Origin of the sequence: Oceanobacillus massiliensis str. N'diop (assembly GCF_000285495.1) — a bacterium.
GTDB classification, from domain to species: Bacteria; Bacillota; Bacilli; order Bacillales; family Amphibacillaceae; genus Oceanobacillus; species Oceanobacillus massiliensis.
Genome location: NZ_HE610978.1, coordinates 507,182 through 522,846, shown reverse-complemented (window position 1 = coordinate 522,846; position 15,665 = coordinate 507,182). Strand labels below are relative to the sequence as shown.

Sequence of the window (15,665 nt, the reverse complement as noted above, 5' to 3'; positions counted from 1 at the left end):
GAAAAAACAGCGAAAGCGCGGAATAAACAGAAAAACCGCGGAAAAAAGAGCAAAACCGCGGAATAACGAGAAGAACAGCGGAAAAAAGAGCAGAATCGCGGAATAACGAGAAGAACCGCGGAATAAACAGCGAAAGCGCGGAATAACGAGAAGAACCGCGGAAAAAAGAGCAGAAGCGCGGAATAACGGACAGAAGCGCGGAAAAAACAGCGAAAGCGCGGAATAAACAGAAAAACCGCGGAAAAAACAGCAAAACTGCGGAATAACCAGCAATGCCGCGGGAAAAGTCCGCCTCTGCCATACCGCAGTTTCACTTCAAATATTGCTTATCATTTTATCGTTTTAGCATATTTTAATAGGTTTTCCAGCAGTGAATTATTTTTTTCTGTAATATCTTTTTTCCTTGGTATCTCAGGGAAAGCTTCATCGGTATCATGCCAAAATTTTGGCAGATCGATGGGGGCTTCGCGTTGCCATTTGGCTCGCCATTCTGCAGGGATTATTCCTTTTGCAGGAGAATCTTGTTTCATTACGTTCCAAATCTGTGCCCATGACCTGGGGACAACTCTCCACATATCATAGCCGCCGCCACCTGTTGCAATCCATTTTCCGTTACAGTATTGGTGTGCGAGTTCATGTGCTAGCTGAGGGATTCGATTAAAAATCTCCATTGTTCCGCACAGGTGTGTCAATGGGTCAAAGCAGTGTGCATCCGCGCCGTTTTGTGTGATGATTATATCCGGATTAAAGAACTTGGCAATTTCTCTGAATGCGGTTTCATAGGAATGTAGGTAAGATTCATCCTGTGTAAATGCATCGATTGGCAGGTTAAAGGAATAGCCATGACCTTGTTTGATGCCGCGCTCACTCACGTTTCCGCTTCCGGGAAAAAGGTATCTGCCTGTCTCATGGATAGAAAAGGTGCATACATTCGGATCGTCATAGAAAGCCCATTGGACACCGTCTCCATGATGTGCGTCCGTGTCAACATACAACACCTTGAGATTATATTTTTCTCGGATATATTTAATGGCGATGGCACAATCATTATAAATACAGAATCCTGCTGCTTTTCTTTGTAAGGCATGGTGGAGGCCTCCACCTAGATTCAAAGCGTGGTCCCGTCTGCCTGTCAGCACTTCATCGACAGCGGTTAAGGTACCTCCCACGGCAAAACTGCTTGCTTCATGCATATTTGGGAAGATGGGAGTATCTTCTGTGCCGAGGCCATATTCATATGCTTCGTCTTCACTTAAGCTATCTGCCTGCTTGACCGCATTGATATAAGCTCTATCATGAAAAAGACCGATTTCCTCCTCTGTGGCCATTCTTGGAGGTATGATGTCTTGAGCGTATAACATTGCACTAGCTTCCAATAACTCTTTTGCGAGGAGCACCCTTTTTTGATTGAAAGGATGTTCTTCATTAAAATGATAAATTAGAAAGTCATCGGAAAAAACGAATCCTGGATTGCTGCTCATCGTTTTGGCCCCGGTATATTATTTGGCCACATTAATTGATATCCGGCGTCTCTCAGATCCTGAATCACAGGCATGGGATTAAGGGTTTGAATTCGAAATACGAGCACCTTATAGTCTGGATCATTTCCGAATGGATAAATTAAGACGGAAACAATATTCGCTTTACGTTTACCGAAGATGGTAGCGACTTCCGGTAATATTCCCGGGCGATGGGGGACCTTTACCTCAATAAGTGAGCTTTGGACGTGGGTGCCGGTTAATTGGATCAGCGTATGAAGCATATCTTTTTCCGTAATGATTCCGACAAGCCTGCTTCCAGAGACAACTGGAAGACATGCAATTTCCTTATTATAAAAAATGGATGCAATCTCTTCGACGAAATCCATTGGGTGTATCGTCACAACCGGATGACTCATGATTGTCTGAATCTCATGTTCCAATTCTCCTTGATCAGCATCCTTAAGGAGAATGGATGGGCTTGCATCTCGCACGTCCCGATCCGAAACGATTCCAATTACAGCATTTTCCCGATCGACGATAGGGATATGTCTTATCTTATTTTCCTGGAGGATTACCAGTGTCTCCGCAATGGTTGCTGTAGGAGGCAGGGTAATTACATCAGTCTTCATAATCTCTTCAACCAGCATCTATAATCCCTCTCTCATATTCCGATATTTATTCCTTGCCAAGAAGCGGAGCTTATCGAACTTCTCGATTGATTCCTCAGATACATTTTTTCCGATTCGGACCATCAGGCAGTTCGCCGGATGGGAAATGATTTCCGGGTCATCGGTAGGTGCAGGGAGCAAGCCGCCTGTTGCCATCATCTTTTCCATTACTTTTCGGTAATTCCAGATGCTCAGTTTTGTCCCATCCAAGTCCCAGTGCCAATAATATTCAGTTGATATAACAATATAGTTTTCCATATAACGATCCAGCATGGAAACTTTCAGTAAATTCGAAGCGACTCCCGCACCGCGAAAGTCGGGAATTATTTCAATCGCTCCCAATTCCAATAAATCGTCCATGTTAAATTCCGACCATCGTTCAAGGGGGTCCGGATGCAAATAGGTGACATAGCCAACTATCGTGCTCGCTGTTCGTGCGACGAGAATTCTTCCTTCTGGAAAGTCAGCAATGCTCAGAAGGGCTTCAAATTGCTTTTCTGCGGGACGAAAGGCGGTTAATTTTTCATGAAAGTGATATTGCTTCAGTTCATTTGAATGCAGTGGTCCTTCAATAACAATTGGTCCAAGCTCTGTTTTATATGTTAACGAATGATATGTTTTTACATGTTCCATTTGTTCACCACCTGTATTTGATGCGCTTTCATCTTTATTATACAGGAAATTTATGATTATTTTTAGTATTTTGTGAAAGTAATGCCAATGATTAATGGGTGGAAGGGAGGAGATGTGACCGGTCTGAGGAAAATAAAAAAGGGAGCAGAGTTTGCTCCCTTGGTAGTCGTGCATGATTTATTCTTCGTCGCCCTCATCCTGCCCGGATTCAGATTCAGTATCCTCTTGGTCGCGATTTTCGTCGTCTGAAGATTCCTCATCGGATTGATTATCATCATCCTGATTTTCCTCTGGCTTATCTTGTTCGTCAGGTTTCTCTGATTTATCATCCTTTTTGTCCTTTTTATCAGGTGTTTCCTTTTCATCCTTTTTCGGCTGGCCGACAATGACTTCACTGGACGCCTTGGATTCCATGCCGAAATAGTCTACTGCCTTAACCATATAAACGGCATTTTCATCTCCGATTCCAAAATCAGTAGAGGTAGTGCTTCCGATAAGTTTGAAATCACTTCCTGGTGAGTTAGACCGGAAGATACGATAGCCGACAACATCCTTGCTGCCTGGTTTTTTCCAAGTTAAATGGCTGCCGGACTTTTTAAGGGAAGTCGGTTTACCTGGTGCTTTTCCATCATCGGAAATGGAACTGCCGGCTTTACCTTTTGGTATTCCGATCTTCTTCCATTTGTCTGTTTCCGATCTCGGGTAGAGTTGGGTCAAATCACCAATATTTTCATAACCCATTCGTTCCAGCCAAGCCGGATTGAAGGTAAGTCCATCGCCTTCTGTAAACTCAGCTGGGGTGTCAGATCCTGCGATGACGGATTTGCCGTCTACGATAACCTGGTTACCTGTAATGAGACTGTCATCCTTTTTCGTTGGCACATACTTGGCATTGAATAGATCTGTTTTAACGAGTCCTGCCTTTTCGCATAGCTCTGAAGGAAGCATACCTGAAACGGCACAATAGCTCTTTTCTACCACGCCATCCGGACGCTCGAACCGTTCTGATGGTGCGACAAGGTCAGGTCGAATGTCACTGGCAGCATTAATCAGCCGTGCCCATAGATTTTGATTCCGCTGGCTGTAGCTTAATGGGTAGGATTTGTCATCAATCGATGATGGCGTCTTATATCCTATCCATGTGCCAAGCGTAACATTAGGATTGGTCGCAACAAACCATGCATCATGATATCTCTGTGATGTACCTGACTTACCGGCCCAATCGACATTCCCATATTTCAATTGTGACTGAAGATATCTTGCAGTACCGCCGGAAATTACATCGCGCATCATATCAAGTGTCAGGTAGTTGGTTTGCGGTGTAAAGACATCGACAGGCTCTACTTTATGTTCATAGATCGTTTCGCCGTCATTCGTTGTAATTTTCTCGATCATATATTCTTCAGCAAATTTTCCGTTGTTTCCAAAAGTCGTATATGCATTGGTATTCTGCTCAACAGTCACACCATAGTCCATGCCTCCAATTGCCATGGATGGATAGCTTTTTTCCCCTTCGGATAGCGATATTCCCATCTTTTCAAGATATTGAGTAGGATCATTCGCATAGTTTCGTAAGTAGGTATCCACTGCAGGTATATTATAGGATTGTGCCAATGCATACCTTGCTGACACTAGTCCATGATAGCCGCCGCCATAGTTCCCCAAGGAATAGGAATTATACCCTGGAAATTTAAATGTCCTGTCAACATCGGCAATCGGTGTACCGGGCTGTACTACTCCTGCTTCCATTGCTGGCGCGTAGTCAAGCAGGGGTTTAATCGTACTGCCGGGAGAACGTTGTCTATATGCATAATTTATTTGATTCTCATTACTGTATCCGCGTCCACCGACAAAGCTTATGATTCTGCCGGTACTGTTCTCAATCAGCATGCCGCCAGCTTGTACTTTTTCGGTGACTTCTTGGGACTCTCCTGTTTCTTCATTGGTTACGGTAAAGGTTCTATCCTTTCCGTAATGCTCATAGTTCTTAGCTATTTCCTGAAATACGTCATAGATTTCCTTATCGATTGTCGAATGGATTTCATAACCATTCAATCGCATGGCACGTTCTGCCAATAATTCATACTCTTCATCCAGCTCTTCATTGCCGCTGATATCTTCTGCGGTATAGCCGTCCTCTTTAAGTAATTGATTTTTTATGATTTCTTTTGCTTCACTTTCTAATTGGTACGTAAGATATGGATACTTTTCAATTGGCGAAGATTCCTCTTCTTTAAAATCTGCAGCAATATCGTAAGCCATTGCTTCATCGTATTGTTCTTTTGTGATGTATTCTGCTTCATACATTCTGTTCAATACCGTTTTCATCCGGTTTATTCCAGGCTGAATACCTGCCTCATCCTTAAGTCCGCCTGTACTAAGGAAGGGGGTATATGCAGAAGGACTTTGCGGGAGTCCTGCCAAATAGGCGGCCTGAGCAAGATTGACTTCATCTGCACTGATACCGAAAATTCCATTTGCAGCCGTTTGGATTCCGGCTATATTCGTGCCAGACGAATTACGGCCGTAAGGAATAATATTTAAATATGCCTCTAGGATTTCATCTTTTTCGAAGAATTTCTCCAGGCGGAGTGCGAGTAAAATCTCTTTCGCTTTTCTTTCAAAGGAGACTTCATTGGTGAGTATCTGGTTTTTGATAAGCTGTTGTGTCAATGTACTTCCGCCTGTTTGAATAGAAGCATTTGTTGCTTCCTGTACAACAGCACGAAGAATGGCCTTGGGAACAACACCATGATGCTCTGTGAAATATTGGTCCTCTGTAGCGATTACTGCGTCAAGCAGTGTGGGTGAAATTTTTTCTAATGTTGTCTCCTCGCGCTGAATGTCCGATCTGACGTCTCCAAAATAGACATTATCCGCGAAATATAACTTGGAAGTCTCTGAGTAATTATATATGTCCTCTGCCATTGCTTCCTTGCTTCGGATTGGCTCGTCCTTTACGAGAGATGCAAAATAGCCCGCGCCGACTGCACCTGCAAATATAGATCCGATAAAACCTACCACAAGAATTAATAAGATAATATTCCAGACAACATCATAGGTGATTCTGGATGATCGCTGTACCTTTCCGGTCTTCCATATCGACCTTGATTTCTGCATATATTCATGAAACTTTTCTTTGTAATTCATTTGTAAACCCCCTAAAATTCTTTTATAATTATAGCATAAGAGCAATTTATGTTGTACAATAAATGGGAAATATATATTGCAATAATATTACAGATGTGTTATGAATGTATCATAATACTTTTTGCTAAGAAAGATCGCAGTAGTTATGCAAATCCCTGTTAAAGAAGCGAATAGGAGAGAGAATCTCTTACAAGCGCAATCTTAAAGAGAGCTGGCGGCAGGTGCAAGCCAGTACATATTTGCAGACGAATTACAATCTGGAGCAATTCTTTTGATCGTATTTCAAAAGATCGGTGGAGACATCGTTAACAATTCCAAGTGGCCGTTTTCCGGCAACAAGGGTGGTACCGCGTGTTAAACTCGTCCCTTATCCAACGATAAGAGACGGGTTTTTTTGCATTTAATAAAGTGGATGGAGTGTGTGAAAATGGACATTTTACAAGATCTGGAAGGCCGTGGGCTAATTCATCAAACAACAGATAGAGAAGGACTGGAGAAACATTTAAAGGAAAATCAAATAACATTGTACTGTGGATTCGATCCGACAGCCGACAGCCTGCATATCGGTCATCTAGTCCCGCTAACGATGCTGAAGCGATTTCAGCAGGCTGGTCATAAGCCAATAGCATTGGTTGGCGGAGGCACAGGCATGATAGGGGATCCAAGCGGCAGATCAAGTGAGCGATCACTGAATACAGCGGAAGTGGTACAGGGCTATGCTTCCAAAATCCAGGAGCAAATTGGAAAACTTGTTGATCTGGAGCAGGACGATAATCCGGTACTATCGAGAAATAACCATGACTGGCTGGGCAGCATGAGTGTAATTGATTTCCTGCGGGATGCCGGAAAGCATTTCGGAATTAATTACATGCTGGCCAAGGAATCTGTTTCTGCCCGTATTGAAAAAGGTATCACATTTACAGAGTTCAGCTATATGATCCTGCAATCTCTTGATTTTCTGAAATTGTATGAGCAAGAGAACTGTACCCTGCAGATCGGCGGCAGCGACCAATGGGGCAATATCACGGCAGGAATGGAGCTTATCCGCCGTTCCAGAGAAGACCAGGCTGAGGAAATTAAAGTATTCGGTTTAACCGTGCCATTGATTACAAAAGCGGATGGAACCAAATTCGGGAAAACTGCGGGTAACGCTGTTTGGCTGGATGCGGACAAAACGACACCTTACGAATTCTATCAGTTCTGGATAAATACAGATGACCGTGATGTTATCAAATTCATTCGCTATTTTACATTCCTTTCAGCCCAAGAAATTGCCGAGCTGCAGGAAGAACTAGAGAACCGTCCGGAAAATCGCATCGCGCAAAAACGCCTTGCACAGGAAATGACACGCACCGTTCATAGTGAAGAAGCGCTTACGCAAGCTGAAAAAATCTCAGCAGCTTTATTCAATGGCGAATTGAAAGAACTATCAGCAGACGATATCGAACAAGGATTCAAGGACGTACCAACCTTTGAAACAGAAAAACAGGATATCCCTCTGATTGAATTGCTTGTAAATGCCTCCATTTCTTCTTCGAAAAGACAGGCGAGAGAAGATGTGAAAAGCGGTGCAATCTATATTAATGGAGAAAGAGTCCAGAATCTGGACCACAGCATAACTTCTGAAGACCGGATCGAAGAACAATTCACCATTATACGAAGAGGGAAAAAGAAATATTTTCTTGTAACCTATAAATAACGATAAAGCATCAGCTTAGGCTGGTGCTTATTTTGTGTTTAAGTGATGGAGCGGAGTTATATGATCCGATGCGGATTCGAGGACTGCTTGAGAAATTTCTAGTAGCAGGAAATGCTGATGATCACAGGAGAAATGCTGAAGTTTAGAGGGAATGCTGAAGTTTAGAGGGAATGCTGAAGTTTAGAGGGAATGCTGAAGTTTAGAGGGAATGCTGAAGTTTAGAGGGAATGCTGAAGTTTAGAGGAAATGCTGAAGTTCACAGGAGAAATGCTGATGTTCACAGAGAAAACGCTGAAGTTCACAGGAAAGATGCTGATGTTCACAATATAAATGCTGATGTTCACAAATTAATCGCTTCTGTAGCAGAAACTGAGAAGGACAAGCACCCCGCATCCCGCACCCCGCACCGCACCCTGCATCCCGCACAGGCTTCCCGGCCGGCTGGCGTTCTTAGAATCTGTTTAAATGCAAGCATTAAAAAAAGCCCTCCAAAAGGGTGGAGGGCGTTGTATGATTTTAGACGCCTCGTTTATTACCCCAAACAAGGGCATGCACTTGTGGAAGCACACGGACGTGATTTAGGTTTGGGGATTGCATTACCTTGTCAATGAGCCATTCATATTTAGTTAATAAGGTTCCGGCAAGATTTGCAGGAACGCTTTCTTCCAGATCATCATTGCCTACTTGTAGAAAGAAAGGAACTTCTGGGTAGCGTCTATGGACGGTTTCGGCATAATGAAGGTCCTCTTCATCAAAAATAACAATCTTTAAACTCATATGCTTCAAACGATTATGTTCTGTACATGAAGCTATAATAAAGTCCAATGTTTTCCAATTTGTTTTCATTCTTGAGCTTGGCGGTTTTGGCGAGATGGTCAGATCATCGATTTGGAGGAACCATTCCTGCCAGCGGCTTCCCTGGGTTTCGAGTGCGACTTCCATTCCATGTTCATGCAATAGAGCGATAAGTTCATGGAGGTTTGCTAGCAGGGCGGGGTTTCCGCCAGAGATGGTAACGTGGTCAAAATGATTGCCGCCTGTCTGATCTAATCGTTCCATGATTTCAGTGGCGGTAAGTCTCTCGATTTTAACCTTTGCGCTGCCGTTCCAGGTGAATGAAGAATCGCACCAGGAGCAGCTGTAATCACAGCCTGCAGTTCTTACAAACATCGTTTTACGGCCGACGACCATGCCTTCTCCTTGAATGGTAGGACCGAATATTTCAAGTACAGGGAACTTATTCATGTATCATCCACTCCCGTCTTACTTCCGCGTAGCTGGTAGGTGTTTCATAAAGCTTTACAAATTCCAGCCTGCAATCATCAGGACGATTGATCAGGACTTGATTCATTTTTTCATAGATCCATACAACCATATTTTCAGCGGTTGTGTTCATTTTCGGAAGGGTCTCATTCAAATAGCGATGGTCGAGATGAATTTCAATCTGTTCTTTCCAGATGGATTTGATTTCACTAAAATCAATTAAAATACCAATCTCATCCGTATACCCGCTGATTCCGAAAACCGCCCTATAGGTGTGGCCATGAAGATTCTTGCATTTACCTTGATAGCAATGCAGGTGATGGGCGGCATCAAAGGTGAATTCTTTGCTGATGAGGACACGCTCTCTGTGATATTTCAGTTCATGGCGCTTTATGTCTTTGTCAAATTTTTGCAGGTTTTCCACAATGGTAAAGCCGTACATCAGGAAAGCTCCTTTATACGTTGTTTCAAATATGTATCCAGACCTTGTTTCCGGAGAATACAAGAAGGACATTCTCCACATCCATCACCGCGAACACCATGGTAGCAGGTAATCGTTTTCTCGCATATATAATCAAATGCCCCTAATTGATCTGCTAGTTCCCATGTTTGGGCCTTATTAAGCCACATTAATGGTGTGTGGATGACAAATTGATCATCCATTGATAGATTCAAGGAAACATTCAGTGACTTCACAAAAATATCTCGGCAGTCAGGATACCCGCTGAAGTCTGTTTCGCAAACCCCAGCAATAATATGTTTTGCTCCAATTTGTCTTGCCAGTATGGTAGCAAATGAGAGGAAGAGAAGATTCCTTCCGGGTACAAAGGTAGATGGCAATTCTCCATTTTCCCCATCTTTCACTTGAATATCATCCCGGGTCAAGGCATTAGGTGCCAATTGATTTAACAGCGACATATCGAGTATATGGTGGGGGACATTCAGTTCATCGGCAATAGCCTTCGCCGCCTCAATTTCTGTTGCATGCCGCTGGTTGTAATCAAATGTTACAGCCTCCACATGATCAAATTTTTCTAATGCCCAATACAAGCAGGTTGTACTGTCCTGACCGCCGCTGAATACAACGACAGCTTTATTATTTTTTTCCATAAAAAAATTCTCCTTCCATCAATCAAAAGAGAATTCCACACACCCATAAACATAAAAAAACCATACCCACAAGGAGGTATAGTCCATCCTTAGTTTTTTATAGAGGGTGTAGCTAGAACCTCTCCTGCAATAATGCAGACTTTTATTTAATTTTCATATCCAATTATAGCACAGTACGCCGCTTCTTTTAAAGAAAAAACTCCTGAAACCAGATGAATTCAAGCCAATGCCTATTTCAATTGGGGTTCGGATGATTGGTATTCTAGCCGCAGGGATGATAGTGCATTTGGTTTCAAAGCACAACAGAATAATCAAATGTTAGGTGTTCTTTGGATTGTGATAAGGCAGCTTTTAGCTCACTGGTTCAGCAGATTATGTCAATCTGCTGCTTGATGTTCACGAAGACAATGGGTCAGTTTGAATATCTAAATTGTTAAATTGGTGGATAAAAGGGATTACGATCATTGAAAATTGTTGCAGTCTTCGAAGTTGAATAATTATATAAGGGGAGAGGTGATGCTCTCTTTAATTTTAAAGATTAGAATTTTGACGCTGTAGACTCTTTAGTATATGGATTAATCTAATGGATAGTCGATAATATTTTTCGGCATCCGAATAAGTAATATTATCCGTAATTGGATTAGAAGGAACTATCTCATTTCTGAGCTTTTGCAATTCATCAAAAGCTTTACGAGTTTCATTGTCGATTAAATTAGCGTCTGCTAGAAGGTTTATATTTTTTGATGATGAGCTGGATGATGGGAAATCTGAAATAGATAATCTTTTGATTGTTGACAGAATCTCTTGCTCCACCATAGACCAGGAAATTGGAATGGCGGCTGCTGGAGATATCTTTGCGACCGTTAGTATATTTCGCCTTTTTATTTTATCTGGATCGACCGTCTGCATGACACCGACAGACATCTCTTGTGCTTCCATTTGGTTCTCTATGCTCTCTAATTTCTGTGAGAAATCCATTTCTAAATTGTTATACGTTAATTTGTTCAGCTTGGAAAAGACTTTGATAATGGGCTTTCTCAAAATGAATGCAATGATCAGAACGACGAGTGGCCATGCCAATGAATCAATAACTGAAGAAGTAAATTCTAGTATAGTCAACATAAAACCTCCTTTATATAAGATTCTTCATCCATATATTCATATTCGACAATTTAATCTTAATTCCTCTTATTTGCTTAAACTTATTCGTAGCAACTGACCCACGTTTTACTTATTAAAAATCTCCCCCAAAAGTTCGTTTATTAAAGTGGGGGAGAATACATTTAATTGGAAACCTTTATACATAGAAAAACCCTAGAAACATTGATATAACAAGGTTTCTAGGGTTTGAAATACTAGTCTATACATAGAATGTAACTTATTAACGAGAGTAGAATTCTACGATAAGCTGTTCGTTGATTTCTGCTGGAAGCTCTGAACGCTCAGGGTAACGAGAGTAAGTTCCTTCTAAAGCATCTGCATTAAAAGTAGTGTACTCAGGTACAAAGCTGTTTACTTCAATAGCTTCTTGAACGATATCAAGCTTTTGGGATTTTTCGCGTAAACCGATTACTTGACCAGGTTTAACAGCAAATGATGGGATATCTACACGGCTGCCATCAACTGTGATATGACCATGGTTTACCAATTGACGAGCTTGTCTGCGTGTACGTGCAAGACCAAGACGGTAAACAAGGTTATCAAGACGGGATTCAAGTAAGATCATGAAGTTTTCGCCATGAATACCTTTCATTTTACCAGCTTTTACAAACAAGTTTTTGAATTGACGTTCGTTCAATCCATACATGAAGCGTAATTTTTGCTTCTCTTGCATTTGCAAGCCGTATTCAGAGATTTTCTTGCGTTGGTTCGGTCCATGCTGACCAGGAGCGTAAGGGCGTTTATCTAATTCCTTACCGGTTCCAGTTAATGAAATGCCAAGACGACGTGATTTTTTCCATACTGATCCAGTATAACGTGACATAAGGACATTCTCCTTTATTTGTTTTATTTGCATAAAATAAAACGCGCGTGTCCGTTTCGTTGTCCATTTTGTTTTCATGTACCATCGCTCCAGCAGCAGAGAGTTACACGATACACCTCAGCGGAAATGCCGCTCTTGAGGAACAAAATGGGTTCAAGCGTCGGTTCACATAGGCTACCTAATTATTTTACACAAAGGATAGTATATAATTATATTGCCGCAAAGTCAACCCGCCAAAATTAATTGCATTTCTGATGCCTTTTTATAGGAAAATATTACTAGTTATTATATAATATACAGGATAAACGACACATGATTAATAAATTCAACAGTTTATTCAATATAAAACAATTAGATATAGCATAATTCTACCATTAAATATACCATTAAAAAATTTACAAGGTAAGCTAGGTGATACAAATGGTTCCGGAGACCAACGCTGGTGGAGAAATACAGCAATCCTATTTTAAGCTGCTTTTCAAAATAATGGGCAATAATTTTAACAGGACAGAGGTTTTATCACAAATACTTAGGGAAATGAAGAACCACTTAACTCCAATGGATGCTGCGGTGTATTATTATGAGGAATATGAGCATGCATTCAAATTGATTGATGAGGATTTACAAAAAGAAAGCTCCATTTATAAGAGCCCCATTTTTAATAGAAGCATAGAAAAAGATTCCCTTTTTAATGCGGAAACTGTTTTAGCTGAAGGATCAGACAGTACCGAAATGAAAAGCTTGCATTTTACTATAGATAATGCGGAGGAATTCCAATTCGTATTTTCCTATTCTGATAAAGTGCCAACCGAAGCCTATTTTGAAATTGTAAAAAGGGAGACGTCTAGCCTGCTTCATATGATTAGCAGGTTCTATACAAAGAAAAGTAATTCATGGCATTGCCATGAACTATTTGAACTGAGCAAGCAAATTCTAACGGCGAATGATATGACGACCATTCTGACGGAATTGTCGCACGTATTAAGGAAAAATTACACGGACATCTCCTATTGTTTTCTTCTTTCTCAGGATGTTGAAGTTTCTCCCGCCTTGCCTGTTGAGAGTCTAGACTATAATCAGGAATCTTTGAATAGTCTAAGCACGAAGGCCTTTCTGACAGGTGAATTACAGATAGAGAATATGCCGGAAATTAAAACCACATATATATATGCACCATTAAAGGGAAAGCAAGGAATCTACGGGGTTCTTGAAATCAATGTTCCACTGGTAGTTTATTATCCAAAGATGGAAAAACAGTTTCTGGTTGAACTCACTAACCTTGCAGGGAAAGCTATTGAGGCAGCAACCATGTTCCAAAGATCCAAGCATCAGGTTTCCGATCTGACGCTGATCAACAAGACATCGCATCTGTTGAACTCCAATTTGGATTTACTGGAAATTGTCAGCCTGGTGAAATCACAGATTCTATCCACTTGCCAGGCTGCCGAGATAGGATTTATTACAATTAATGAAGGTGGCCAAGAGGTTCTGTCCGGAAGTTCCACATTCTTCCATACTGTTGATGGCAGGATCTTCATGAATCATTTACTAGAGAGAACCAATCGTTGTACAGAACCGCTTTTTTGCGGAGATATCTTAGAACAGGACGAGATCATTTCAGACCGCTTTCGCTCCGTAATGGCATTTCCGGTGATGAAGGGTGGGAAAGTGCTGGGAATTGTCATAGTCCTGCATCAGGAATCCTACCGTTTCACCTTTGACCAATTCAAGCTGATTCAGGCCATCATTTTTCATTCGGCTTTAGCAATGGCAAATACAATCCTGAAGGACCAGCTTAAGAAGGCAGTGGTTACCGATTATATGACAGGTTTGTTTACGCGGAACTACTTAGAGGGAAAAGTGAAAGAACATATGGCTAAGGGAGACCAGGGGGCTTTGATATTATTTGATATTGATGATTTCAAACAAATAAATGACAAGTATGGCCATTACATGGGGGATCAGGTAATCACGCAGGTTGCAGACACCCTGTCGAACAATATTGGAGCAGATAACATCTCTGCAAGATGGGGCGGCGAAGAAATGGCAATCTATGCACCAGAAATGTCATTGGAAGAAGGGTGTGCCCTTGCTGAAAAGGTGAGCAGGCAAGTACAGCTTGTGACAGATCCATCGGTTACCTTATCATCAGGTGTCTCTGCCTGGGTCCGGGGAGACGGTAAAGAAATGCTGACACTTTATCTCCATTCGGACAAGGCACTATATGAAGCGAAAAATAATGGTAAAAATCAGGTCAAAAAAAACTAGCAGCTATGATTGGCTGCTAGTTTTGCTATACTCAAAAGCATTATTTCAGGTGCTTTTCCAATATGTTAACGAATTTCTCGAGATGGATCTGATCCGTTTCATCAAATCTATTTGTTGTTGGACTATCTATATCAAGTACCCCATAAATATTGCCATCAACGATGATGGGAACGACGATTTCCGATTGGCTTGCGCTGTCACATGCAATATGTCCAGGGAACTGGTGAACATCAGCGATTCTTTGTGTTTCATGTTCTTTTACAGCGGTACCGCAAACACCTTTACCATACGGGATTCGGATGCAGGCTGGAAGACCTTGGAATGGCCCAAGGACAAGTTCATCGTCTTTCCAAATATAAAATCCGACCCAATTTACCTCCGATAGAAACTGATTCAATAGGGCTGACGCATTGGACAGGATGGCAATTTCATCCTTTTCTCCTTCTGACAATGCATCCAATTGTTTAATTAATAACTCATAATCCTTTATTCTAGTACCTGGAGTTTGGGTTGACTGGAACAAGTTGACTCCTCCTTCAGAAGATAAATTGTTTGGCGAAATTCGACACGATCATGCTTTTTGTCGAGAAGAAATTGCAGGAATTTCACGATTCACTGTCGTAATGTTGTAATATGGAACGAAATGTTCCAACGTATCGATTCCGTGAACTGGCAATATAAGGAGATGACTAACAATGAAAAAGAACTCAACAAAGCAAAAAGTAATCGACGCCGCTTCCTCATTGTTTTTCCAAAAAGGATTTGATGGTACTTCTGTCCGGGACATTGCCGAAAAAGCATCTGTCAACGTGTCCTTGATCAGCTATTATTTCAAAAGCAAACAGGGCCTGCTGGAATATGCAGTAGCCGAATATTATGAGATATACCTGAAAACATTGGAAGAAACCATGGAGAAGTCGAATACCTTCTCTCCGTTGGAAAAACTAAATGAGTTAATTTTCACTATTATACAGTATAAACAATCAAACCATCAATTGACATGTTTTATTCACAGGGAACTGTCGCTGGATTCTGTATTCGTCCGAGAAATGGCGGTAACATATTTGGCAAAGGAAAATTATTTTATACGCCAGAGTTTTTTCGAAGCGATAGATGGTCGCGTAAAAGGAGATACACGCCAATATTTGCTGATGCAGCTAAAAGGAATGCTCGTTACTCCCTATATTTTGCACAATGACCTGAAAGGACAGATTATCGGCGATTATTCACACCGGCTATTCATAAGGAATTATGTTAATATCATCCAACAGTGGCTCGAATTCATTACCGAAAATAGAATTCAGTCTGAACAAAATGTGTCGGTTAGTAAATTGCAAGGAGAAAACCTGACGAATAAGTAATAAATTTGTATATTTTTAGCCAAAAACCCATCATCCATGGTATCATTA

The 15,665-nt window shown here is 41.4% G+C and carries 14 protein-coding genes, 1 riboswitch and 1 other annotated feature; of the genes, 3 read left to right on the top strand and 11 right to left on the bottom strand.

Going from position 1 to position 15,665, the window contains the following annotated elements; all coding sequences use genetic code 11:
* The 5 genes from OMHG_RS18595 to OMHG_RS12485 all read right to left on the bottom strand — a co-directional run.
* Nucleotides 1-301, bottom strand: a 301-nt coding sequence (locus OMHG_RS18595) for a hypothetical protein (RefSeq protein WP_161603065.1), incomplete at its 3' end; no start/stop codon positions are given.
* Between the two features lie 28 nt (nucleotides 302-329).
* Nucleotides 330-1,481 carry an acetoin utilization protein AcuC gene (locus OMHG_RS12500; protein ID WP_010651211.1) on the bottom strand — a complete coding sequence of 384 codons (1,152 nt, stop codon included), beginning with the start codon at nucleotides 1,479-1,481 and terminating at the stop codon, nucleotides 330-332.
* The gene (locus OMHG_RS12495; protein ID WP_010651210.1) at nucleotides 1,478-2,128 is read right to left on the bottom strand and encodes an acetoin utilization AcuB family protein; all 651 of its coding nucleotides are present in this window, start codon (nucleotides 2,126-2,128) and stop codon (nucleotides 1,478-1,480) included. Before OMHG_RS12495 ends, OMHG_RS12500 begins: the two co-directional genes overlap by 4 nt.
* Nucleotides 2,129-2,782, bottom strand: a complete 654-nt coding sequence (locus OMHG_RS12490) for a GNAT family N-acetyltransferase (RefSeq protein WP_010651209.1) — start codon at nucleotides 2,780-2,782, stop codon at nucleotides 2,129-2,131.
* A 177-nt stretch (nucleotides 2,783-2,959) separates the two neighbouring features.
* On the bottom strand, nucleotides 2,960-5,932 hold the full coding sequence (locus OMHG_RS12485; protein ID WP_010651208.1) for a transglycosylase domain-containing protein: 2,973 nt from the start codon (nucleotides 5,930-5,932) through the stop codon (nucleotides 2,960-2,962).
* Nucleotides 5,933-6,092: 160 nt separating this feature from the next.
* Nucleotides 6,093-6,303, top strand: a binding site (T-box leader).
* A gap of 56 nt (nucleotides 6,304-6,359) precedes the next feature.
* On the opposite strand from OMHG_RS12485, the gene tyrS reads away from it, so the two are divergent.
* The gene (tyrS, locus tag OMHG_RS12480; RefSeq protein WP_010651207.1) at nucleotides 6,360-7,631 is read left to right on the top strand and encodes a tyrosine--tRNA ligase; all 1,272 of its coding nucleotides are present in this window, start codon (nucleotides 6,360-6,362) and stop codon (nucleotides 7,629-7,631) included.
* A gap of 516 nt (nucleotides 7,632-8,147) precedes the next feature.
* Here the strand turns inward: tyrS and queE are convergent.
* The 5 genes from queE to rpsD all read right to left on the bottom strand — a co-directional run bounded on the left by queE (nucleotide 8,148) and on the right by rpsD (nucleotide 11,988).
* Nucleotides 8,148-8,876, bottom strand: coding sequence for a 7-carboxy-7-deazaguanine synthase QueE (gene queE, locus OMHG_RS12475; RefSeq protein WP_010651206.1), 729 nt, complete (start codon nucleotides 8,874-8,876; stop codon nucleotides 8,148-8,150).
* Entirely contained in the window at nucleotides 8,869-9,336 is a 468-nt protein-coding gene (gene queD / locus OMHG_RS12470) for a 6-carboxytetrahydropterin synthase QueD (protein ID WP_010651205.1), read from the bottom strand. Before queD ends, queE begins: the two co-directional genes overlap by 8 nt.
* Nucleotides 9,336-10,004, bottom strand: coding sequence for a 7-cyano-7-deazaguanine synthase QueC (queC, locus tag OMHG_RS12465; RefSeq protein ID WP_010651204.1), 669 nt, complete (start codon nucleotides 10,002-10,004; stop codon nucleotides 9,336-9,338). Before queC ends, queD begins: the two co-directional genes overlap by 1 nt.
* Before the next feature lie 83 nt (nucleotides 10,005-10,087).
* Nucleotides 10,088-10,132, bottom strand: a riboswitch (PreQ1 riboswitch).
* A gap of 403 nt (nucleotides 10,133-10,535) precedes the next feature.
* Entirely contained in the window at nucleotides 10,536-11,123 is a 588-nt protein-coding gene (locus OMHG_RS17550) for a hypothetical protein (RefSeq protein ID WP_010651203.1), read from the bottom strand.
* Between the two features lie 262 nt (nucleotides 11,124-11,385).
* Entirely contained in the window at nucleotides 11,386-11,988 is a 603-nt protein-coding gene (gene rpsD / locus OMHG_RS12455; protein ID WP_010651202.1) for a 30S ribosomal protein S4, read from the bottom strand.
* Nucleotides 11,989-12,408: 420 nt separating this feature from the next.
* On the opposite strand from rpsD, the gene OMHG_RS12450 reads away from it, so the two are divergent.
* Entirely contained in the window at nucleotides 12,409-14,256 is a 1,848-nt protein-coding gene (locus tag OMHG_RS12450) for a sensor domain-containing diguanylate cyclase (RefSeq protein WP_010651201.1), read from the top strand.
* Nucleotides 14,257-14,296: 40 nt separating this feature from the next.
* Here the strand turns inward: OMHG_RS12450 and OMHG_RS12445 are convergent, their stop codons facing one another.
* A complete protein-coding gene (locus OMHG_RS12445; protein WP_010651200.1) occupies nucleotides 14,297-14,779 on the bottom strand; it encodes a GAF domain-containing protein in 483 nt (160 codons plus the stop codon).
* A gap of 172 nt (nucleotides 14,780-14,951) precedes the next feature.
* On the opposite strand from OMHG_RS12445, the gene refZ reads away from it, so the two are divergent.
* Nucleotides 14,952-15,617, top strand: a complete 666-nt coding sequence (refZ, locus tag OMHG_RS12440; protein ID WP_010651199.1) for a forespore capture DNA-binding protein RefZ — start codon at nucleotides 14,952-14,954, stop codon at nucleotides 15,615-15,617.
* Nucleotides 15,618-15,665: the final 48 nt, after the last annotated feature.

Coding starts and splice junctions, on each gene's coding strand:
- OMHG_RS12500 (WP_010651211.1), bottom strand. CDS start 1,481: ATGAGCAGCAATCCAGGATTCGTTTTTTCCGATGACTTTCTAATTTAT.
- OMHG_RS12485 (WP_010651208.1), bottom strand. CDS start 5,932: ATGAATTACAAAGAAAAGTTTCATGAATATATGCAGAAATCAAGGTCG.
- OMHG_RS12490 (WP_010651209.1), bottom strand. CDS start 2,782: ATGGAACATGTAAAAACATATCATTCGTTAACATATAAAACAGAGCTT.
- tyrS (WP_010651207.1), top strand. CDS start 6,360: ATGGACATTTTACAAGATCTGGAAGGCCGTGGGCTAATTCATCAAACA.
- rpsD (WP_010651202.1), bottom strand. CDS start 11,988: ATGTCACGTTATACTGGATCAGTATGGAAAAAATCACGTCGTCTTGGC.
- queD (WP_010651205.1), bottom strand. CDS start 9,336: ATGTACGGCTTTACCATTGTGGAAAACCTGCAAAAATTTGACAAAGAC.
- queE (WP_010651206.1), bottom strand. CDS start 8,876: ATGAATAAGTTCCCTGTACTTGAAATATTCGGTCCTACCATTCAAGGA.
- queC (WP_010651204.1), bottom strand. CDS start 10,004: ATGGAAAAAAATAATAAAGCTGTCGTTGTATTCAGCGGCGGTCAGGAC.
- OMHG_RS12450 (WP_010651201.1), top strand. CDS start 12,409: ATGGTTCCGGAGACCAACGCTGGTGGAGAAATACAGCAATCCTATTTT.
- refZ (WP_010651199.1), top strand. CDS start 14,952: ATGAAAAAGAACTCAACAAAGCAAAAAGTAATCGACGCCGCTTCCTCA.
- OMHG_RS12495 (WP_010651210.1), bottom strand. CDS start 2,128: ATGCTGGTTGAAGAGATTATGAAGACTGATGTAATTACCCTGCCTCCT.